Source organism: Marinilactibacillus psychrotolerans, assembly GCF_900101525.1.
Classification (GTDB): domain Bacteria; phylum Bacillota; class Bacilli; order Lactobacillales; family Carnobacteriaceae_A; genus Marinilactibacillus; species Marinilactibacillus psychrotolerans.
The window spans coordinates 62,476-83,761 of sequence record NZ_FMZD01000005.1 but is presented as its reverse complement, the minus strand read 5'-3'; the positions used below and the strand labels follow the sequence as shown (position 1 = coordinate 83,761).

The following is a 21,286-nucleotide window of genomic DNA, read 5'->3' as shown; positions in this document are numbered from 1 at the left end:
TGAAAGGGGTAAACGGACTAGATGATCGAAATTGAAAAGCCGGTAATAGAAACAGTTGAGATCAGTGAGGATGGAAAATTCGGTAAGTTTGTCGTAGAACCACTTGAGCGTGGCTATGGTACAACATTGGGAAACTCTCTACGTCGAATTCTTTTATCATCTTTACCAGGTGCTGCCGTCACAAATATTCAAATCGATAGTGTTTTACATGAATTCACAGCAATCGATGGGGTAGTAGAAGATGTGACTGCCATCATCTTGAACTTAAAGAAACTTGCACTTAAGTTGTATTCTGATGAAACAAAAACGATTGAAATTGATGTTGAAGGACCAGCAACTGTAACAGCTGCTGACATTATCTATGACAGTGATGTTGAGGTAATGAACCCTGATCTGTATATTTGTACAGTTTCTGAAGGTGGGCATTTACATGCTCGCATAGAAGCGCAAAAAGGCAGAGGGTACGTTCGCGCCGAATACAACAAACACGAAGATATGCCAATTGGTGTGCTCCCGGTTGATTCGATTTATACCCCAATCAGCCGTGTAAACTATCATGTGGAAGATACTCGTGTAGGAGAGAAAAATCAGTTTGACAAGTTAACACTTGACGTTTGGACTGACGGATCAATTTCTCCTGAGGATGGCGTGAGTTTAGCGGCAAAAATAATGACTGAACATTTAAACATCTTTGTAAACTTGACAGAAGAAGCTCGAGAAGCTGAAATTATGGTTGAAAAAGAAGAAACTCAGATGGAAAAAATGCTTGAGATGACTATCGAAGAGCTTGACTTATCTGTACGTTCTTACAACTGTCTGAAGCGTGCGGGAATCAACACTGTTCAAGAACTTACAAATAAAACTGAACCAGAAATGATGAAAGTTCGTAACTTAGGGCGTAAATCACTGGAAGAAGTTAAATATAAATTAGGTGAGCTTGATTTAGGCTTACGTGAAGAAGAATAATCTTGTAGTTAAGGAGGGTTTCGACTAATGGGCTATCGTAAATTAGGACGTACAAGTTCACAACGTAAAGCATTATTACGTGATCTTACGTCTGACTTAATTATTAACGAGCGTATCACTACTACAGAAACTCGTGCAAAAGAAGTTTCTAAAATGACTGATAAAATGGTTACTTTGGGTAAACGTGGTGACTTGCACGCGCGTCGTCAAGCAGCATCGTTTGTTCGTAATGAATTAGCAACTGTTGCAGAAACTGAAGAAGAAATCGTAGTACAAACAGTTTTACAAAAATTGTTTGATGATTTAGCTCCTCGTTTCGCAGAGCGTAATGGTGGATATACTCGTGTTTTAAAAACTGAACCTCGTAGAGGAGATGGCGCACCAATGGCTGTCTTAGAATTCGTGGTTAAAGCTGATACTAATACTGACTCTGAAGAGACAGAAGAAGCTTAATAAAATTCATTTAAATTGAATTTAACCAAATTCAATTTTGGATGTATGATGAGCGTTATGATGATGGAATTTTTTCCAAGTGTCTAGCTCAAGTTTCTCCTAAAAGGCATTTTGCCTTTTAGGAGAACCATATATCATCTAAAGTGTTTTTTTTGTATGCGTACAATTATTTCTCATATTTCTCAGCAACTATTAATTGAAAAGAGACAACTATTTGTAGTTGTAATCTTAATACATAAGAATAGCAAATATAGATTGTTTAGGTCAGTCATTTTTGGTAACCTTGTACTGTTAAGGACTGTCAAGACACCTAGGAATAGGGTATAATAGTCAAGGTGATAATGATTAAAATGATGAATTTGAGATGCGAAAGCATCATGACTCAAAGATTGAGGTAAAATAATGAATGAAATTATAACATTAAATAATATATCATATAAATATACGGATGAAGAAAATCAGTATGCATTAGATAATATTTCCTTTTCTATTGAAAAAGGTGAATGGATTGCTATAATCGGGCCTAATGGTTCTGGGAAATCAACGTTGGCAAAAACCATCAATGGTCTTGTTGAACCTGAGAGTGGAGAAGTCAAGGTTGGAGAATTTGATTTGAATGAGCAAAATATCTGGTCTATTAGAGAAATGGTCGGAATGGTTTTTCAGAATCCAGATAATCAGTTTGTAGGTTCAACCGTTCAGGATGATGTTGCGTTTGGTTTAGAAAATCTTGGTATTCCTAGAGATCAAATGGTTGAGCGTGTGCATGATGCATTGGAAAAAGTAAATATGCTGGAATTTGCTGAACGTGAACCTGCTAGACTATCTGGAGGACAGAAGCAACGTGTAGCCATTGCAGGTATCGTTGCGTTGCAACCAGAAATAATGATTTTAGACGAAGCAACAAGTATGCTTGATCCTAAAGGTCGAGAAGAAGTATTGCGTACAGTCAAGGAAGTAAAAGAACGAGAAAATTTATCCGTTATCTCCATTACACATGATATTGATGAGGCAGCTGCTGCAAATCGAATTATTGTTATGCGTGCAGGAAAGGTAGTTAAAGAAGGTACTCCAGAAGAGATTTTTTCCTATGGAGAGCAACTGATCGAGATGGGATTAGACTTGCCATTTCCTGAGAAATTGAAATCATCAATGAAAGAACTAGGAATACGAGTACCAAGTGAGTATTTAACAGAGGAAGGCATGGTGGAATGGTTATGGACATACGGTTCGAAGAAGTAGGGTATACGTATCAAAAAGGGACACCATTCCAAAGCCGTGCTTTATATGATATCAATCTTTCAATAAAGGATGGTGGCTATACAGCGTTAGTAGGCCATACTGGAAGCGGGAAATCAACGGTCTTACAACATTTGAATGCCCTGAAGAAACCAACGGAAGGGTCTATTACCATTGGAGACCGCGTAGTTACAGCTACTGCAGACAACAAAGGATTGAAGTCGTTGCGCAAAAAAATTGGGATTGTCTTCCAATTTCCAGAAGCTCAACTATTTGAAGAAACAATTGGAAAAGATATTGCATTTGGACCTAAAAACTTTGGTGTAAGTGAAGAAGAAGCAATGAAGCGAGCGAAAGCGTTACTACCACAAGTTGGCTTAGATGAGAGCTTTTTAGATCGCTCTCCTTTTGATTTATCAGGTGGGCAGATGCGTCGAGTGGCGATTGCTGGCGTACTAGCTTTAGAGCCGGAAGTGCTGGTATTGGATGAACCAACAGCAGGACTTGATCCGCAAGGCCGTAAAGAGATCATGGATATGTTCTATAATTTATACAAAACGCAGGGACTAACGATAGTGTTAGTAACACATCAAATGGATGATGTGGCGAATTATGCTGATCATATGGTAGTACTGGAAAAAGGAACGGTAGTAAAAGAGGGTTCTCCAAGAGAGCTTTTTAAAGAATCAGACTGGTTAACTAGTATGCAGTTAGGAGTACCCTCAACAGTTCATTTTGCACAAGAACTAGAAAGGAAATTTGAATGGGCCTTTGATCCGTTACCTTTGACAACAGATGAACTAGCGGAACAAATTAAAGATAGACTTGGTGTAACAGATCAGGAAGCAGGTGATCGAGTATGATGGATAAACTCATTTTCGGACGCTACATTCCTGGGAATTCTTTAATTCATAGGCTAGACCCTAGAACGAAACTCATGAGTGCCATTTTCTTTATTATTATTATCTTTTTTGCTAATAATATAATCACTTATCTTTCTCTAGCTCTTTTTGTCGGGTTAGCAGTTGTTCTATCAAAAGTTTCGATCCGTTTTTTCATTAACGGAATCAAGCCACTTATCTGGCTGATTTTATTTACAGTAATTCTTCAGATACTATTTACAAGTGGAGAAACAATCTTCTTTAGATTGGGTCCCATCATTCTTTCACAAGAAGGATTAATTAATGGTGGCTTTATTTTTATGCGCTTTGTACTGATTATTTTCATGTCGACATTGTTGACACTAACAACCATGCCTTTGTCTCTTTCAGATGCAATTGAGTACTTACTGCGACCGTTGGCAGTTATCAAAGTTCCCGTACATGAAATTGCCTTAATGCTATCGATTGCACTTAGATTTGTACCAACTTTAATGGATGAGACAGAGAAAATCATGAACGCCCAAAGAGCTCGAGGAATCGATTTTGGAGAAGGAAATATCTATGAACAGATGAAATCTGTCGTGCCACTTCTAATTCCACTGTTTGTAAGCTCATTTAACCGTGCAGAGGAGCTAGCTACCGCTATGGAAGCTAGAGGTTATAAAGGTGGAGAAGGGCGTACTAAGTACCGTCAATTGAGCTGGCAGACTAGGGATACATTAACGATGGTATCTTTTGGTGTCTTAACCGCTCTATTATTACTATTAAGAACCTAAGAAGAAGAGGATAAGGATGCAAGTCTTTATCCTTTTTCTATATAAAAAATGACGATAAAGGAAGCAATGATTTTGGATAAAATAAGGTATAAAATGAAACTTGCTTATGACGGAACTGCTTTTTCTGGCTTTCAAATCCAGCCTAATAAGCGAACTGTTCAAGGTGAAATCGAAAAAGCGTTGAGTAAAATGGCTAAAGGAGATTTTATTCGCATTAAAGGAGCCGGACGTACAGATGCAGGGGTTCATGCTCGAGGTCAAATGATTCATTTTGATTATCCTAAATATATTCCGGCAGAAGGAATGCTGAGAGCAATGAATACATTAGGACCAGAAGATATTGTATTTTTAAATTCTGAAATAGTAGATCAAACATTTCATTCTCAATATTTAGCCACAGGAAAGATATATCAATACCGAGTAGATAATCATCAACTAAAAGATCCTTTTACTCGCTTGTATGCACACCATCATCCATTTGAAATGGATTTAAAACGTACTCAGAAAGCGTTAGCTGTTCTCGAAGGAACGCACGATTTCACAAGTTTTGCATCTGCTCATTCGGATAAAGAAGATAAAACCAGAACGATCTATGAAGCTTCTGTTATGATTGATGAAAAAACAGAAGAGTGGATTTTTACGTTCCGAGGTAATGGTTTTTTGTATAATATGATCAGAATTATTATGGGCACTATCCTACAAATCGCAGATGGTAGAAGGCCATTGGAAGATATCAAAAGGATTCTTGAAGCAAAAGATCGTACGGCAGCTGGACCGACTGCTTCTCCTAAAGGGTTGTGTATGATGGAAGTTCTTTATGACGAACATACTTTAGATGAGTAATAGAGACTGAGAAGATAAAAAGGAAAAATGGACAGAAAAAAAGAAGCACTGTATGATTAAAGAACCCACCGAAGAGTTTGCTATTAAGAGGCGAATAAGGTTAGGGTTCTTATTTTTAAGGTGAAATATGTATAAAAGGTAACTTGTATAACAGTAGTTCTAAAATATACATAAAGAGAAAAGAGGATCGGAATATGTTATTTAGTAAATGGAGATTAAGGTTGGAGGATAAGAGGATCTGGCGAGTTTTTGGACGAAGTATGGCCCTTTCTTTAATTTTATCTGTATTGATGATTTTCTTAGATACAAGTGCGCTGCCTCTGCTTGAGGAATTACCGGATTGGATGTTGACTGATGTAACGACAGCCAGGCAAGTATTGAGCACTTTAGCTGGCACACTGTTTACTGCAACTACTTTTGTTTTTACAGCTATATTAACGATCGTAACATTATATACTTCAAATTTTAGCCCACGTGCTGTTGAAGATTTTTTACTGAATACAATCTCCATGCGGACACTTGGAATTTTTCTGGGAGGATTTATTTATTCATTGACATCACTAGTTTTCATGGATGGAAGTGTATTTGATGATCGTGTTTTTTCAGTTGTTATTGCCTGGGGATATGCTGTTGGAAGTGCACTTTACTTCACAAAATTTGTATATCAAGTATCAAATTATATCCAAGCAGATAAACTGGTTAGTAGGATGTATAATGAAACAAAAACACAATATGATGAAACAATTGGATACTTTAGAAAGCATACTAGAATTGAAAGATTACCTGAAATTAGTACAACCTATCAATATGATATGAAGACAAATGCAGAGGCCTATATTGGTTCTATCCAGTTTAATGACTTAAAGGATTTATGCGAAGACTATCAGGCCATCTGTAAAATTAATATCAAAGTAGGAGATTTCGTTTCTCGCAAAGAGCCAGTTGCAACAATATACACAAATAAAAAAGTTGTTGAAGTAGATGAACTCGAAGAAGCATTCAATAAAACCGTTTCTTTTGAAACAGAGCGTTCTACTTCCTTTGACTCTGGATATTCTAGAAATAAATTAAATGAGATAGCATTAAAAGCAATGTCTCCAGGAATTAATGATCCCAATACCGCTATCCATGCAGTTCACTATAAGTCATTATTAGAAGCTAAATTCGCGGCACTAAGAGGAAGATATGTTGTGGTCGGTAAATCAAAAGAAGAGATAGAACAAGAAGCAGATTTTTCCCGATTAACGGGTGTTCTATTATATGATTTCAATGATTTTTTCAGACACTTACATGTGGGGTATCGACAACTAGTTCATTATATGAAAGAAGATATCTCAGCTATGGAAGCTGTTTTTGATGCATTAGTTCTGATTGCTCATTCAGCGCATAGAGATAAAATTGGAATTGTTAAGGAATATAGTCGTTATGTTTATGAATCGGTGATCGATAACTTTCCGCAGCAACTAGATCGTGAGTTGATTGAAAAAAGATATAATCAGATTATTTCTATCGAAGTGGATGATCGAATCACTGCTGAAGAAGAAGAGGAAGCACGTGCGGAGGAGGATGATCAGTGAAAATTCCTTTTAACGTTAACGGATTAATAGTAGATGCAGAATATACTAAAAAAGAAGTGAATGAGATTTTCATTCCTTTATTAAAGCAATTGGCATTATTGAGAAAAGATAAAGGTTCTCGTGTGGTTGCTTATTTAGCTGCGCCACCAGGGGCTGGTAAAACAACACTCAGTCAGTTACTAGAGTTTTTGTATAAAGAACAGGATCTTTCTTATTCTTTTCAGTCAATTTCCATTGATGGCTTTCATTATAAGCGTAAGTATCTAATGAATAACTGGACTGAAGTATGTGGAAAAAAGAAGTTACTTAATAGTGTAAAAGGAAGCCCAGAATCCTTTGACTTGGTCACTTTGAAAGAAAGAATCAGGCTGCTGGCCAAAGATGAGGTAACAAAATGGCCAATGTATGATCGTAAGTTGCATGATGTAAGCGAAGATACTATAGTAGTGGATGCTGAGATCGTTTTGATCGAAGGGAATTATCTATTATTGGATGAACCCGGTTGGAAGGAATTAAAGAATATAGCTGATTTAACAGTATTTATAGAAGCAAAAGAAAAAAGTTTAAAACCGAGATTGTTAGAACGTAAAATATTGGGCGGACTCTCTCCAACGAAAGCTCAAGCTTTTTATGAACAAAGTGATCGGAGAAATGTGTTGAGAGTGTTAGAACATTCTGGTGAACCAGATATTCGGTTGTTACTAGCTGAGAACCAAGAATTTAAGAAGCTATAAATGAATGCATAATCATCTACGTCCTCTCTATAAACTGTTATGATTAAGTTACTATGTATTTTTTAAAGGAGGCTTGAGTATGAGAGAGTGGTTTAATCAATATGCAGAAACTTATCCATTAATTACGAACATATCCATTTTTATCATTTTTATCGTTTTACTGTTAATGATCAGGAAGTTTGCTTTAAATCATTTATATAAACAGTTCAACGAGTCAGAAAACTGGTATGTTACTCGAAAAATAGCGAAGTGGATGACTAATTTTATTTTAGCCCTTACTTTTATTTATATATTTGGAAACGACTTAAGTGGTTTTACCACTGCTATAGGTCTGGCAGGGGCGGGTGTAACTTATGCATTAAGAGAAGTTATCGTTAGTTTCGCCGGCTGGTTCGCTATCATGTTTGGAGACTTCTTTAAGACTGGTGATCGAGTGTTGTTGGGAGGAACGAAGGGTGATGTGGTTGATATTGGATTGTTGCGCACGACCTTGATGGAAATAGGGGAATGGGTAGATGGAGACCAGTATACTGGTCGTATTGTTCGAGTGGCAAACAGCTATATCTTTACTTCACCGGTATATAATTATACCGCAGACTTTAAGTTTCTGTGGGATGAAATTCATATTCCGCTGCACTTTGATACAGATGTAAAATTGGCTAGAAAGCTGGTATTAGAAATTGCAGAAGAGGAAATTGGTACGTACAACATGCAAGCTGAAGAAGACTGGGATAATATGAAACGCCGTTATCGTATAGAGAATGCTTCGTTAAAACCGCAAGTTTTTATCTCGTTTGATGATAATTGGATAACACTAAGCTTAAGATATATCGTAGATACCAGAGAAAGGCGAGCAGTCAAAGATCGCATATTTATGTCTATCTTAGAAAGATTTAACCAACATACAGACAAAATAGAGCTAGCATCAGAAACCTTTGAAATCGTTCGTGACGAAACGAGAGAAGAGAGAAAACAGAAACTTTGATTTAAAAGTTTTTGTTTTCTAGGTAAAGACTATTTATAAATATTAAACGAAGAAAGAAGAGGAGCAGAAATGTCTCTCTTCTTTTTTAACGTAAACGAGTCTCTATAAGTTTATACGTATATTGGTGAATTACTGATTTTACCTTAATAACTCATACCTAAGACTGATTTACTGAACAAGCAGGTGATATATACTAATATTGTACAAAATATAATTTTGAAGACGCAGTCTCTACAGTAACCTTAAAAAGGATGGTTATAGATGAAAGTAAATAAAAAACAAAAAAGAACCCCTATGGTACAAATTAAATCTTTGATTACCGCTCTATTTGATACAGGAGTAGAAACAAGAAAGAAATTAATGGTATTAGGAATCATTCTTTATATTGTCAGCCCAATTGATTTGGTACCAGACTTTATTCCGATAATAGGGTATGCGGATGATGTCATTGTTCCAATTTTACTGATTATTGCAGAAAAGTTGCTCTCCAAAGATAAAGAACTAGCAGTAGATCATGTTAGAAAGGAAGCTGAAAAATTCGACTAGAGTAGTTATAACTATGTAACGACTAAAGAACTTTCCATAGTGGTAAGTTCTTTTTTTTATATGAATGATACAAAGTGAGTTTCTTTTATGCGACTTGATAGACTGTTTTTCTGCAATTTTCAACTTTATAAGGTATATAATTTATATTGGAAAATGGATAAATATAGTTGACTTATCTATCGATTCGAGTTATTATGATAAATGGTATTGTTTGCCACCATGATAAGCCCCGGAAACTTGTTATGTCACAAACAAAACGAAGCTCTGATCAAGAAAGTTCTGGACTATTCACAAGACTATTACATTAGAGCAAGAATGAAAACACAATAACTGAAATCGAAAATGAAATTTTATGGAGGTCAAGATCGTGCGTACAACTTTTATGGCGAATGAAAGCAACATTGAGCGCAAATGGTATGTAGTTGATGCTACAGATATCCCATTAGGACGTCTTTCAGCAGTAGTTGCATCTATTCTTCGCGGAAAAAACAAACCTACGTATACACCACACGTCGACACTGGCGATAACGTAATCGTAGTCAATGCTGAAAAAATTAAATTAACAGGTAACAAAGCTAGTGACAAGATCTATTCTCGTCACTCAGGATTCCCAGGTGGATTGAAACAAGTTTCTGCTGGTACTCTTCGTGCTGAAAAACCTGAAAGACTAATTGAATTATCTATCAAAGGAATGCTTCCACATAATTCTTTAGGAAGTACTCAATTCAGAAAATTACACGTATATGCTGGACCTGAGCACAAGAACCAAGCTCAACAACCAGAAACATTAGACATCACGAACTTAATTTAAGGAGGTACATTCATTGGCTCAAGTACAATATTTCGGAACTGGTCGTCGTAAAAACTCTTCAGCTCGAGTAATCATGACTCCAGGATCTGGTAACATCACATTTAACGGTAAAGACATTACTGAATATTTAAACTTTGAACACTTGCATCTAATCGTAAGACAACCTCTTGCTATTACAGATACAGTGGACAGCTATGACATTAGAATTAATGTTCAAGGTGGAGGATACGCTGGACAAGCTGGTGCTGCTCGTCACGGGATTGCTCGTGCACTATTAACAGTAGACCCAGATTTCCGCGGACCACTTAAAGCTGCTGGTTTATTAACTCGTGACCCTCGTATGGTTGAACGTAAAAAACCAGGTCGCAAAAAAGCGCGTAAATCACCACAATTCTCAAAACGTTAATTGCGATGGACGTTCGACTTCAGGAGTTATGTACATCGTACAAGGCAGAACGAAGTGGCACGTTGATTCAATTAATTTGTTTTGCACATTTATGTGCTTACGAAAACTATGTGGGACGAAGATTTTGAAAGAAATCGAGTACCATTTAATTAATCTATTAGGCGAAAAGCATTGGCATGTTGCTGATGCTTTTTTCTTTTATCAGTCAATGATTTTGTAGAACATTTATAGAATAGTCAACAAAGGCGGTGGAAAAAGTGAGTCCGAAAGAGAAAATGTTAGAAATTATTAAGAAAAAACAAGGTGGCGGAAAGTCCGAATATAATAACACACCTAAAAATGACCAAAAGTATATGAGAAAAGCTCCAGTCATTCATAAATAATAAATTATAAAACAGTGAACGATAAGATATACTGAAATATTCGCATAGATACTGTTTGGGATACTGCTTTAATCATGTAGATTACACTATATGTTAGTACAAGGAGATTACATAATGTAGTTTTTTTGGTAATAATGATAGTATTAAATCGATGATTAGTAAGGTGGAGAATTTTTTTGAATAGAATAGATCTGAAGTGGAATTTCACTTCAGACACTTGTGCAGTCTATATTGAATCATTTTAAAATGTTTGAGAAAATTTATAGAATAAGTAATAGGAAAAATAAGAGCCTTGTAAGGTTTAAACTGGATCCTAAGAATGGAGTAGCATCCACTTCACAGGATCCAGTTTAATATTTCTGGGTTCTTTTTTTGTAAGTAATAGAACAGACTAACTAGTTTGAGAATCTTTTGATATAGATAGAATTTATTATTGCTATTTATTTCAAGTTTTTTTCAACTGAATAAATTTTTGCTTCTTTTAAAGGTAAATTAGCTATTTTGAGCAATAAGTAATTTAAAAGAATAACCATTATACCTGTTAAAATAAATGTCCACATGGTTAGAAGATTAAGATTATCTGTATTTAAATTAAAAATGAATCCAAATAATAAGACACCAATTGGGGCAGTAGCTAAGCCAATGGTACCTAGCACACTGAATACTCGTCCCAAAAGAATTGGGGGGAGTTGTTTTTGAAGCCATACTGTAATAGGCACATTAATTGTAACAAACAGAATTCCTGTAAAAAATAATAAAAGGTAGAGTATCATTTCTCCAACTACACCACCAATAGATATAGACAGACCTATTCCAATTAAGATTACACCTAGTTTTAAAGCAGATTTCCAAGAATATAAAATCGGATTTTTAATATTCAATTTTTGTTTTAAAAGGAGACCACCGAATACATAACCAAATCCATTAATAGCTTCTGCAAAACCAAAGTGTAAATTGCTCAAATTAAAAACCTGCAAAACTAAAATGGGTAGCCCAACACTAAAAATTCCTGAAATAAAATTGATCCCTACAGCAACAATCATACCAAACAATAAGTATTTTTGGTTTCTAATATAAGTAACCCCTTCTTTAAAAAGAACTAGACTTCTTTTCTCAGCATCTTCAATAGTATCTTTTATTAATTCCGTATCATTTTGCTTATTAAACCTGAAATCTAAAATACTAGTAGTGATTGCAGTAAAAACTTCAGTAACTAATTCAAATAGGATGAATAATTGAAAAGGTAATAAAGTATATAGAAAAGCTCCGAAAATTGACGAGACAATAGTTGCTGTTGAAGTAGACATTTGTGAATAAGCAGAAAGCTTTTGCAAATCATCAGGTAAAACTAGTTGGATACTAGCCGCTTGTCTTGCAGTAGAAGTAAACTGATCAGATCCTCGGAGCACAACTATTAAAACCACTGTGGGTAGGAATAAATGGGAACTGAATTGAGGAAAAAGAATCCAATATACAATTAGAGATAAAATAGTAATGGATTGACTAACGATAATTACCTTTTTTTTAGAAAAAGAATCAACTATAGGACCAATAAGGGGTAGTAAAGCTAATCCCATAATGGGAGAGACAATGTTAGAAATTGCAAAACTGAATACTGAGCCTGTTCTATCTAGGAGCATAAAACTTAGCCCAAATGAAAAAATACTGCTCCCAAAATCTCCAAAAAGACCACTTAAAACGGTTAACCGCAGCTGTTTTGCGGATTTTTTAATTATAACTTGATTCATGATAATTCCTCCTAATAAATGATTACTTGATTTAAGTATAAAATTTAAGTAAATTGAACAGGAAGAATGTTTCAAAAGTGAAACATAATAATCAGGAATAATTAGCAGTTAATTTTAAAAAAAGCAGAAGGAAGATAATGATGGAATATTTTGGAGTTACAATAAAAGAATTAAGAGAAAAGCGTGGATTTCAAATTAAAGAAGTATACAGTGGAGTAGTCGGAAGATCAACAGCTTTTCGATTTGAAAGAGGAACGACTAGTATTTCTACAAAAAAATTATTAGAAGTCCTTTATAATATAGGTATATATTCTATGGATGAATTTTTATTTTTTCATCAAAAAAGGATAAATGAACCTAGTAAAGATTTGGATAAATACTTAACACAATTGATGCATAAGGAAGGACTAAATATTAAATCAAAAAAACATGACCAAGTGCTGGGCTTTTATGAAGAATTTAAGAATAGCAAAAAGAAGGAAGAGAAATTTTTAGCTTACGCAGCTCATTTTGATTATTTGACTAATCAGGAAGAGAATATGGGGAAAAATATTCCTATAGCTCAGATTCTAAATGAATTTCAGTTTGAATGGGGTTATATTGAAAATTACTTATTAGAAATTGAAAGTTGGAGCTTTCGGGAACTAGATTGGTTTCCATTTTTAAGCAGTTGTTTCCATAAAGAAAATAGGCCTTTATTATTAGCGAGGTTTAAGAAGAATTTTAAAGAATTACGTGATTACTATGAAAACTGGGAAAGACATTATATTAACAATTTGATTAATTATTTGATGAATAGTGTATATATGGGTTATTATGACGAATTGGAAAAAGATATTAGTGAAATCGATAAATATTTTGAGAGATATCCAGAATTACAATGGGGGTTGTCTCAAAGATGTCGAATTTTGTATATAAAGATTATTATTGCAGGAAAAGAACGGAGAATGGATATGATCAGAAAAAATTATGAGCAACTATCCAAAATTAGTAATGTTCTTCCAAAAAATAATGAGCTTATGGATTTTTATTTAGAGGATTCTCTTAGGAAAGTTAAAGAAATTTTTCCAGATCTTGATGTTGCTAAGATACTAAAATAACAGGAGTTAAATAGTATTCTTGAAAAAACATATAAACGATCCGATAATCTTTAACCCATCATATTGATCTTAAACTACATGCAAAAGAACGATACCTATTTTTTGAAAGATCCTTTGTATCAATCTGCTGCAAAGAAATAGTATATTTTAAAAAATCTCTATTAAGCAGCAGAATTCACTGATTATATTTAAATATCTAGGGAGTTCAACACTAATTATTAGATCTTACTATTTTAGTATTCAATGATAAAGAAAGAATGGATGCAGAGTAATAATGAGAAAAATTACAAGAGGGATAAAATAAAATTTTTCGAAACTCAGGTTTTTCTCTTCGAATTATTCAATGTAAATATGATATAGTAAGAATCTATTTAGATAATATGGAGGAGAAACATGCTTTTACGATTGAAAAATGGATTAAAAAATTTTAAAGAAGTAACATATAAAAAACATGAGCAACTGTATCAGGACTTAGAACAGGTTCAAAATCCCCACACACTGTTTATTGCGTGTTCTGACTCACGAGTCAATCCCGAGAGATTAATAGGCAGTAATCCAGGAGAAATATTTACGATTCGCAACATTGCGAATACGGTCCCTGCATATGAAGTCAGCCATAATGACTTTACAACGGTGTCTGCTATTGAATTTGCGATAGAAGTTCTTAAAGTAAGAGAAGTTATTATCTGTGGACATTCAAATTGTGGAGGGTGTGCTGCGGCACTTGAAGGACAAGAGAAACTGGCCCAACTTCCTTATACACAACAATACTTAAAGCCACTGGAAAAGGTAAAAGTAAAAGTCGAACATAGTCACTATCATAAAGATGAAGAATCTAAGGCTAGGCTGATGGAGCAAATGAATGTGATTACTCAACTCAATAACCTGAAAAGTTACCCTCACATCCAGCAGTTAATTGCAAAAGGAGAACTTGAAGTAGAAGGCTGGCATTATGATATCAAATCAGGTGATGTGTTTGTCTATGATGAAACAACTCATTCATTCTGCAAATCAGATGAGTACCAGAACATACATCAATAAAAACGTCTAGGAATGGAGATACTGACAAAATTGAGGAGGTCATCTAGGCCTAACAGATTTAGTTCGTTTAATGGTTCATTTTTGTTTCTCTTATAGTCGAACAAAGAATGCCATTCCTAAAATTACAATATTATTCATTTAGAGAATCCCGCTTACTTGCTGGGATTCTCTTTTTAGTTATCTGAATTCAAAGCAACGTAACGTTACTAGGCTTTTTTCTATAGTCAGATGGAGTCATTTTTGTTTCCTTTTTAAAGATACTTGTAAAATAATTTGAATCCTCAAACCCTGCTTCTAGTGCAATATCAATTACTTTTAGGTTGGTATTAAGCAGCAAATATTCAGCCTTTTTTATTCTCATTTGATTCAGATAATTCACAAAAGTCATTCTGAAGTTCTTTTTAAAAAATCTACAAAAGTGTTCCTTACTAAAACCAATGTGTGTACTAATTTCCTCTAAAGTAATTCGATTCTTATAATGCTCTTCAAGGTAGAGGACAATTTTTTTACATTTGTATGAATTAACTTCATTCTTGTTATCCGTGTAGTATTCATGACGAAACAATTTATCCTTATTAAGATAGATATTTTTTAAAAATAACAATAGATTTGCTTTCAATGACAACTCAAAAAAAGGTTCTTTTAATGCAAATTCATCAATGATTTGTACCACATTATTTCTAAGCTCAGCAATATTTGGTAAGTCATTTGTCGCATGTACTATATATTTCGAAGGAAATTCTATTATCGAGTCTATATAGGATTGTTGAATAAAGTCTGAAAAGTTACTTTTAATAAACAATGAATCAAATACTATTGCAAAAAAGGCACAAGGAGAATGATGATAAGACACGGCTCCGTGTAATTGGTTGGGAGGGATAAATAAAATATCGCCTTCCTTGCCAATATAAGACTTTCCTTCGATTTTGACTTCCATCATTCCTCTAGATATATATAGAATTTCTATTTCTCTATGCCAATGAGTATGAATCATGTTTTTCCTATATTGATCATGATTAGTAAAATGTACAGCAACTGGAAATAAGCTTTGTCCATGTTCTGCAATTTCATTTAATGATCTATCAATATCTTTTTCGCTTGGATTGGGTGTAAAAAGATAATCAACTATTTTATTTATCCTTCTTTCATAAAAATATCAATATTACAGGGTGTTTCAATTAAGATAGCGATTACATATTATCATAAATATCAATATAATCAATATAGGTTCTACAAAATAGGAGGAAAAGAAAAATGAAAAGAAAAATAATGTTCTCTACACTTGCTTTAACTAGTCTATTAGGGTTAGTCGGATGTGGTAGTTCAGAACCTGATGCGTCAGGTGATGGAAATGTAACCTTAGAAGTTTTTAACATTAAAACAGAAACGGCAGAGCAAATGGATGATCTTGTAGCAACTTTTGAAGAGACTCATGATGATATCGAAATTAACATGACAACAGTCGGTGGTGGAACTGACGCAACAGCAGCGTTACAATCAAAATTTTCATCAGGAGATGAACCTGATATCTTTATGCTCGGCGGACTAGCGGATGCTCAAACGTGGGAACATAAATTGGTCGATTTAGGGGAGACTGAATTAGCAAAAAATGCTATTGAAGGAACTCTGGAAGGCGCAACCCTAAATGATACCGTATTAGGGGTGCCGATGAATATTGAAGGGTATGGTTGGTTAGTCAATACAGAAATATTTGAAAATGCTGGAATAGAAGTAGACTCTATTCAATCTTTTGCTGACTTTGAAAATGCAGTAAAAACAATTGACTCAAAAAAATCAGAATTAGGATTAGATGGGGTATTCGCATTTAGCGGAGGAGAAACGTGGGTCTCTAGCCAATTCAGTTCCAATTTCCTTGCGCCCGAATTCAATAACAGTCTGAATGAAGCATATGAAGGAAAAGAATTAGAGCTTACTTATGCTGATCAGATGCAACAATACACTGATCTTGCAATAGATTATAATGCTGGACCATTAGAATCTATGGATTATAGTACTTCTGTAGAAGAACTATTTGCTAGTGAAAAAGTTGCAATCGTTCATCAAGGAAACTGGATTGTCCCAACGTTGAACAGTTTAGACGAATCATTTGCTAAAGATAAACTTTCAATTATTCCAATGTTTGTTGAAGATGAAACAAAAGGAAAAATTGTTGCCGGGCCTGCATGGTATTGGGGTGTGAATAAAGACAAAGATCAAGAAGTGATTGATGCTTCCATTGAATTTTTAAATTGGATGTATACAGATGAAGAAGCAATGGCATCTATTATAAATGATTTTGAGTTTATTCCAGCCTATACGAATTTCTCTAGTGAGGATATAACAGATCCTTTATCAAATGAAATTTACACCTACTTAAGTGATGGGAACACTGTACCTTGGGTGCATAATTCTTATCCTGATGGCTATGGTCAAAATACGTTTGGTGTTAATTTACAAGCATATGCTGCCGACCAAATTTCCTGGGACGAATTTACATCTACTCTGAAAACTACATGGAATAACGAACGCAAATAGAAGAGATGAATAGGGAGGATCTTCCTCCCTATGGATGTTTGAATTTTAGGAGGACTATACATGTTAACAAATCGCTCAAAATCTTTTTGGCTACTATTAGCACCAGCTTTACTTGCTTTAATCGTTGTTTTATTTATTCCATTGATGACAGGAAGTTATTATTCATTAACAGATTGGAATGGGAATACGGTAGGTCATTTTGTTAATTTTGATAATTACATTCGTGCCTTTCAAGATCAAATGTTTATTGATAGTCTGATTTTTACAGCAAAATTCTCAATTGTAAGTGTCATACTTATTAATGTTATTGCCTTAATGTTGGCAACATTAGTTACACAGAAATTAGGAAAATGGACGACTTTATTCCGTACTGTTTTCTTTATGCCAAATCTTATAGGTGGAATTATCCTTGGGTTTATCTGGCAGTTCATTTTCAATAAAGCATTTGAAAGTATTGCTGATTTAACAAATATTGAATTCTTCAAAGGATGGTTGGATACTCCAGAAACTGGATTCTGGGGATTAGTTATTTTATTTGTGTGGCAAATGAGTGGCTACATGATGCTGATTTATATTTCTTTTTTAAATAATATACCAGAGGAAATCCTTGAGGCAGCAGATATGGACGGAGCATCTCCACTCCAAACATTCATTAAGATAAAACTACCGATGCTGATGCCGGCATTTACTGTAACTTTATTTCTAACGCTATCAAATGCCTTTAAAATATATGATCAAAATTTAGCCTTAACCCAAGGTGGGCCATATAATTCAACGCAGATGACAGCAATGAATATCTATAATGAAGCTTTCTCTATGAGAAATATGGGATTCGCCCAATCTAAAGCGATTATTTTCTTGGTTATTATTGTGATCATTTCAATCATTCAAATCTCAATAACTCGTAAAAAGGAGATCAGTGCATGATGAAAAGAAATAAAGAGCAATCAAGTGAAGAAAAGAGAAATAAAACGGCTATACAAAAAAATAAAGATAAGAAAAAAATTAGTATGATTATGGTCGGTATAGTGGCGTCTTTATTTTGGTTTTACCCATTCTTTTTGATTATTATTAACTCTTTTAAAACAAAATCAGAAATTTTTCAAAATACCTTGACGTTACCTACTGGTTTGAATAGTGAAAACTATACAACCGCTTTTGAAAAATTGGATTTTGTTAAGAGTGCCGCTAATTCGGTCCTGATCACAGTAGGGTCATTAGTATTAATCGTTTTCGTTTCTTCAATGGCTGCTTATGCTTTGTCACGAAATACTAGTAAAATTAGTTCAATTATTTATTTTATCATTGCAATTGGACTATTAGTACCATTTCAAGGAATCATGATTCCTTTAATCTCACTGTTTGGTAAAGTTAGCATGTTAAATCAGCCTGGCTTGATGATCATGTATTTAGGTTTAGCTACAAGTATGTCGACATTTTTATACTATGGAGCCTTAAGAGGGATTCCTAAATCATTAGACGAAGCTGCCGTAATTGATGGGGCTACTACATTTCATATTTACTGGAAAGTTATTCTGCCGCTTTTAAAACCAACTACAGTTACAGTCATCGTTTTAAATTCACTGTGGTTTTGGAATGATTATCTTTTACCATCACTGAGTGTAAATAAAGAAGGGATGTATACTATTCCCCTAAAAATGTTTTACTTCTTTGGAGAATTCAATAAACAATGGCATTTAGCATTAGCAGCATTGGTTATGGTGATTCTACCAATCATTATATTATTCATAGTACTTCAAAAACATGTAGTAAAAGGAATATCAGATGGAGCAGTTAAGTAGGAGGAGACACAATGAAATTTACTGAAGGATACTGGTTAACAAAAGAAGGGTACACACTAAACTATCCTCAAGAGACAAGAGATTTCCGAATAGATGAGAACGGAATGGAGCTATTCTTGCCATACAAAAAAATTGAACGACGAGGGGATACTTTAAATCTAGGCTTAACGACTCTACGTTTTGAATCTCCTCAAGAAGATATAATTAAGGTTCGGCTGACCCATCATGATAAAAACACGCAGAAACCAGACTTTTCACTTTTTGAATCAAAGGTTCAAGTTGATATCGATGTAGAAGCAGAGCACTTTTATCGATTTAAAACAGGTGCTTTGGAAGCAGTTGTTCCCAAAGAAGGCGATTTTAAAATAGAATTTCGTGGACATGGAAAGTTACTGACTTCATCAAAACATAAAGCACAAGCTGAAATTAGTTCGGATGATGGCAAGCATTATATGAGAGAGCAACTTTCTTTAGACCCTGACGAATATGTCTATGGTACAGGAGAGAGATTTACTCCATTTATAAAAAATGGGCAATCTATTGAAATATGGAATGAAGATGGCGGAACAGGAAGCGAACAATCCTATAAAAATATTCCATTTTATCTAACAAACAAAGGATATGGCATTTTTGTCAATCATCCTGGAAAAGTTGATTTTGAAATCGGATCTGAGAATGTTTCGCGAACTCAGTTCAGTGTAGAAGGAGAAACATTAGAGTATTTTATTATTTATGGACCGGATATGAAAAGTGTATTGAAGAAATATACAGACTTGACAGGGAAACCAGCCTTGCCACCAGCCTGGTCATTTGGTCTTTGGTTATCAACTTCTTTTACGACTGATTACAGAGAAGAGACTGTCATGCACTTTATTGATGAAATGCAAAGCCGAGATATCCCTTTTGATGTCTTCCATTTTGATTGCTTTTGGATGAAGGAGTTTGAATGGTGTGGTTTTGAATGGAACAAGGAACTATTCCCTGATCCAGGAAAAATGATTAAAAAAATTCACGAAAAAGGTTTGAAAGTGTGTATGTGGATCAATCCGTACATTGGACAAAAAGCTAAAGTCTATAAAGAATGTAAAGAAAAAGGGTACTTTATAAAATCTACCGACGAGAATGTATGGCAATGGGATCTATGGCAGGCTGGACAAGGGATAATCGATTTTACAAATCCTGAAGCAAGAGAATGGTATAAAGGGCAGCTAAAAGGATTATTGGAATTAGGGGTAGATTCATTTAAAACAGATTTTGGTGAACGAATTCCAACGGATGCTGTCTATTATGACGGGTCTAATCCAGAAAAAATGCATAACTATTATGCCTACTTATATAATGAAGTTGTTTTTGAATTGTTAGAGGAACTGAAAGGGAAAGGAGAAGCGGTAGTATTTGCCCGTTCTGCTTCAGTTGGATCACAAAAATTCCCAGTACATTGGGGTGGAGATAACCTGTCGGAATATTCTTCCATGGCAGAATCTTTAAGAGGGGGACTTTCATTTGTATTATCAGGTTTTGGATTTTGGAGTCATGACATTGGTGGGTTTGAAGAAGAAGCAGAAGAAGATCTTTATAAGCGCTGGACACAGTTTGGCTTGCTCTCAACTCATAGTCGCTATCATGGGAATATTGAATATCGAGTGCCATGGAACTTTGGGGAAGAAGCGGCATTAGTCAGTCAAAAATTTTCAAAATTGAAAAATTCATTAATGCCTTATATTTATTCAGAGGCAGTAGAGACGGCAAAGACTGGTGTGCCGATGATGAGACCACTTGTACTGGAATTTTCTGAAGATTATACAACTCATACGATAGATAAACAATATATGTTCGGCAAGAATCTTATGGTTGCACCAATCTTTAATGATAAAGGAGAAGCGAAATTTTACCTCCCAGAAGGAACTTGGACAAATTATATAGATAATTCTACACTTTCTGGAGGGAAATGGTATGAAAAAACATATGATTATTTCAATTTACCATTAATGGTGCGTCCGAATAGTTTAATCATTGAAGGTGCTACGAATACTACAGCTGCTTATGATTATTCCAGCAACTTAATCGTGCATGCATTTGAAATCACAGAAACAGTTAGTGAATCTATTTATGATATTAATGGAAATTATGTTGGGAAAATAACCATTACTCCAAAAGATGATAATTACGATGTACAAGCTGAAAATCTGCATAAGGTAAAAGTCTTGTTTAGAAACCGAACTATTGAAGGAATGGAGAAGAACGAGTATGGATCTATATTGAACATTAAAGAATAGGCTATATGTGCTAAAGCACCGACATCTTGTCGGTGCTTTTTAAGTTTTCTTGTAGCAGGCTATTATTGCTATGGGTGTTAAATATTGTTATATTTTGAATATAGGATTAAAAGAATTTATAAAATGACAATTAAATTTTGTTTTTTAAAATAATTAATAAATATAGCGTATTATGAACTCTCAA

21 protein-coding genes are annotated in these 21,286 nt (G+C 34.5%); 19 read left to right on the top strand and 2 right to left on the bottom strand.

Annotation, left to right across the window (positions count from 1 at the left end):
* The first annotated feature begins 21 nt into the window (after positions 1-21).
* The 13 genes from BLT22_RS03960 to BLT22_RS12475 all read left to right on the top strand — a co-directional run bounded on the left by BLT22_RS03960 (position 22) and on the right by BLT22_RS12475 (position 10,600).
* Complete coding sequence (locus tag BLT22_RS03960) at positions 22-966, top strand: DNA-directed RNA polymerase subunit alpha (RefSeq protein ID WP_091760987.1); 945 nt, start codon at positions 22-24, stop codon at positions 964-966.
* Between the two features lie 27 nt (positions 967-993).
* A complete protein-coding gene (gene rplQ, locus BLT22_RS03955; protein WP_091760984.1) occupies positions 994-1,419 on the top strand; it encodes a 50S ribosomal protein L17 in 426 nt (141 codons plus the stop codon).
* A 402-nt stretch (positions 1,420-1,821) separates the two neighbouring features.
* Positions 1,822-2,661, top strand: a complete 840-nt coding sequence (locus BLT22_RS03950; RefSeq protein ID WP_091760981.1) for an energy-coupling factor ABC transporter ATP-binding protein — start codon at positions 1,822-1,824, stop codon at positions 2,659-2,661.
* Positions 2,637-3,521, top strand: a complete 885-nt coding sequence (locus tag BLT22_RS03945; RefSeq protein WP_171034367.1) for an energy-coupling factor ABC transporter ATP-binding protein — start codon at positions 2,637-2,639, stop codon at positions 3,519-3,521. The genes BLT22_RS03950 and BLT22_RS03945 overlap by 25 nt, the downstream gene beginning before the upstream one ends.
* Positions 3,518-4,315, top strand: a complete 798-nt coding sequence (locus BLT22_RS03940) for an energy-coupling factor transporter transmembrane component T family protein (protein WP_087058337.1) — start codon at positions 3,518-3,520, stop codon at positions 4,313-4,315. Before BLT22_RS03945 ends, BLT22_RS03940 begins: the two co-directional genes overlap by 4 nt.
* Before the next feature lie 93 nt (positions 4,316-4,408).
* Positions 4,409-5,158, top strand: coding sequence for a tRNA pseudouridine(38-40) synthase TruA (gene truA, locus BLT22_RS03935; RefSeq protein WP_226910057.1), 750 nt, complete (start codon positions 4,409-4,411; stop codon positions 5,156-5,158).
* A 194-nt stretch (positions 5,159-5,352) separates the two neighbouring features.
* The gene (locus tag BLT22_RS03930) at positions 5,353-6,735 is read left to right on the top strand and encodes a DUF2254 domain-containing protein (protein ID WP_091760978.1); all 1,383 of its coding nucleotides are present in this window, start codon (positions 5,353-5,355) and stop codon (positions 6,733-6,735) included.
* Complete coding sequence (locus BLT22_RS03925; protein WP_091760975.1) at positions 6,732-7,469, top strand: nucleoside/nucleotide kinase family protein; 738 nt, start codon at positions 6,732-6,734, stop codon at positions 7,467-7,469. Before BLT22_RS03930 ends, BLT22_RS03925 begins: the two co-directional genes overlap by 4 nt.
* Positions 7,470-7,548: 79 nt before the next feature.
* Positions 7,549-8,454 carry a mechanosensitive ion channel family protein gene (locus BLT22_RS03920; protein WP_091760972.1) on the top strand — a complete coding sequence of 302 codons (906 nt, stop codon included), beginning with the start codon at positions 7,549-7,551 and terminating at the stop codon, positions 8,452-8,454.
* Between the two features lie 261 nt (positions 8,455-8,715).
* Entirely contained in the window at positions 8,716-9,000 is a 285-nt protein-coding gene (locus BLT22_RS03915; RefSeq protein ID WP_087058327.1) for a YkvA family protein, read from the top strand.
* 367 nt (positions 9,001-9,367) lie between these two features.
* On the top strand, positions 9,368-9,811 hold the full coding sequence (gene rplM, locus BLT22_RS03910; RefSeq protein WP_305367258.1) for a 50S ribosomal protein L13: 444 nt from the start codon (positions 9,368-9,370) through the stop codon (positions 9,809-9,811).
* A gap of 13 nt (positions 9,812-9,824) precedes the next feature.
* The gene (gene rpsI / locus BLT22_RS03905) at positions 9,825-10,217 is read left to right on the top strand and encodes a 30S ribosomal protein S9 (RefSeq protein WP_087058314.1); all 393 of its coding nucleotides are present in this window, start codon (positions 9,825-9,827) and stop codon (positions 10,215-10,217) included.
* A gap of 257 nt (positions 10,218-10,474) precedes the next feature.
* Positions 10,475-10,600: a hypothetical protein gene (locus BLT22_RS12475; protein WP_256333877.1), complete on the top strand. Its 126-nt coding sequence runs from the start codon at positions 10,475-10,477 to the stop codon at positions 10,598-10,600.
* A gap of 440 nt (positions 10,601-11,040) precedes the next feature.
* Here the strand turns inward: BLT22_RS12475 and BLT22_RS03900 are convergent, their stop codons facing one another.
* Positions 11,041-12,348 carry an MFS transporter gene (locus BLT22_RS03900; RefSeq protein WP_091760969.1) on the bottom strand — a complete coding sequence of 436 codons (1,308 nt, stop codon included), beginning with the start codon at positions 12,346-12,348 and terminating at the stop codon, positions 11,041-11,043.
* Positions 12,349-12,485: 137 nt separating this feature from the next.
* On the opposite strand from BLT22_RS03900, the gene BLT22_RS03895 reads away from it, so the two are divergent.
* On the top strand, positions 12,486-13,448 hold the full coding sequence (locus tag BLT22_RS03895; protein WP_143020621.1) for a helix-turn-helix domain-containing protein: 963 nt from the start codon (positions 12,486-12,488) through the stop codon (positions 13,446-13,448).
* Between the two features lie 393 nt (positions 13,449-13,841).
* Positions 13,842-14,489 carry a carbonic anhydrase gene (locus tag BLT22_RS03890; RefSeq protein ID WP_087057423.1) on the top strand — a complete coding sequence of 216 codons (648 nt, stop codon included), beginning with the start codon at positions 13,842-13,844 and terminating at the stop codon, positions 14,487-14,489.
* 187 nt (positions 14,490-14,676) lie between these two features.
* Here BLT22_RS03890 and BLT22_RS03885 read toward each other — a convergent pair whose 3' ends face one another.
* A complete protein-coding gene (locus BLT22_RS03885; RefSeq protein WP_256333878.1) occupies positions 14,677-15,576 on the bottom strand; it encodes an AraC family transcriptional regulator in 900 nt (299 codons plus the stop codon).
* A 167-nt stretch (positions 15,577-15,743) separates the two neighbouring features.
* On the opposite strand from BLT22_RS03885, the gene BLT22_RS03880 reads away from it, so the two are divergent.
* The 4 genes from BLT22_RS03880 (at position 15,744) to yicI (ending at position 21,102) form a co-directional block, all read left to right on the top strand.
* Positions 15,744-17,024 (top strand): ABC transporter substrate-binding protein, encoded by a 1,281-nt coding sequence (locus BLT22_RS03880; protein WP_091760959.1) that lies wholly within the window; start codon positions 15,744-15,746, stop codon positions 17,022-17,024.
* Between the two features lie 60 nt (positions 17,025-17,084).
* Positions 17,085-17,951 (top strand): carbohydrate ABC transporter permease, encoded by an 867-nt coding sequence (locus tag BLT22_RS03875; protein WP_091760955.1) that lies wholly within the window; start codon positions 17,085-17,087, stop codon positions 17,949-17,951.
* An 83-nt stretch (positions 17,952-18,034) separates the two neighbouring features.
* The gene (locus BLT22_RS03870; RefSeq protein ID WP_236048865.1) at positions 18,035-18,826 is read left to right on the top strand and encodes a carbohydrate ABC transporter permease; all 792 of its coding nucleotides are present in this window, start codon (positions 18,035-18,037) and stop codon (positions 18,824-18,826) included.
* Between the two features lie 11 nt (positions 18,827-18,837).
* Positions 18,838-21,102 (top strand): alpha-xylosidase, encoded by a 2,265-nt coding sequence (yicI, locus tag BLT22_RS03865; protein WP_091760953.1) that lies wholly within the window; start codon positions 18,838-18,840, stop codon positions 21,100-21,102.
* The last annotated feature ends 184 nt before the right edge of the window (positions 21,103-21,286 follow it).

Bases quoted from the DNA above. Each gene is read 5' to 3' on its own strand.
- BLT22_RS03930 (WP_091760978.1), top strand. From the start codon at position 5,353: ATGTTATTTAGTAAATGGAGATTAAGGTTGGAGGATAAGAGGATCTGG.
- BLT22_RS03880 (WP_091760959.1), top strand. From the start codon at position 15,744: ATGAAAAGAAAAATAATGTTCTCTACACTTGCTTTAACTAGTCTATTA.
- BLT22_RS03900 (WP_091760969.1), bottom strand. From the start codon at position 12,348: ATGAATCAAGTTATAATTAAAAAATCCGCAAAACAGCTGCGGTTAACC.
- BLT22_RS03940 (WP_087058337.1), top strand. From the start codon at position 3,518: ATGATGGATAAACTCATTTTCGGACGCTACATTCCTGGGAATTCTTTA.
- BLT22_RS03875 (WP_091760955.1), top strand. From the start codon at position 17,085: ATGTTAACAAATCGCTCAAAATCTTTTTGGCTACTATTAGCACCAGCT.
- BLT22_RS03895 (WP_143020621.1), top strand. From the start codon at position 12,486: ATGATGGAATATTTTGGAGTTACAATAAAAGAATTAAGAGAAAAGCGT.
- BLT22_RS03890 (WP_087057423.1), top strand. From the start codon at position 13,842: ATGCTTTTACGATTGAAAAATGGATTAAAAAATTTTAAAGAAGTAACA.
- BLT22_RS03950 (WP_091760981.1), top strand. From the start codon at position 1,822: ATGAATGAAATTATAACATTAAATAATATATCATATAAATATACGGAT.
- BLT22_RS03920 (WP_091760972.1), top strand. From the start codon at position 7,549: ATGAGAGAGTGGTTTAATCAATATGCAGAAACTTATCCATTAATTACG.
- BLT22_RS03915 (WP_087058327.1), top strand. From the start codon at position 8,716: ATGAAAGTAAATAAAAAACAAAAAAGAACCCCTATGGTACAAATTAAA.
- truA (WP_226910057.1), top strand. From the start codon at position 4,409: ATGAAACTTGCTTATGACGGAACTGCTTTTTCTGGCTTTCAAATCCAG.
- BLT22_RS03960 (WP_091760987.1), top strand. From the start codon at position 22: ATGATCGAAATTGAAAAGCCGGTAATAGAAACAGTTGAGATCAGTGAG.
- yicI (WP_091760953.1), top strand. From the start codon at position 18,838: ATGAAATTTACTGAAGGATACTGGTTAACAAAAGAAGGGTACACACTA.
- BLT22_RS03945 (WP_171034367.1), top strand. From the start codon at position 2,637: ATGGACATACGGTTCGAAGAAGTAGGGTATACGTATCAAAAAGGGACA.
- BLT22_RS03870 (WP_236048865.1), top strand. From the start codon at position 18,035: ATGATTATGGTCGGTATAGTGGCGTCTTTATTTTGGTTTTACCCATTC.
- rplQ (WP_091760984.1), top strand. From the start codon at position 994: ATGGGCTATCGTAAATTAGGACGTACAAGTTCACAACGTAAAGCATTA.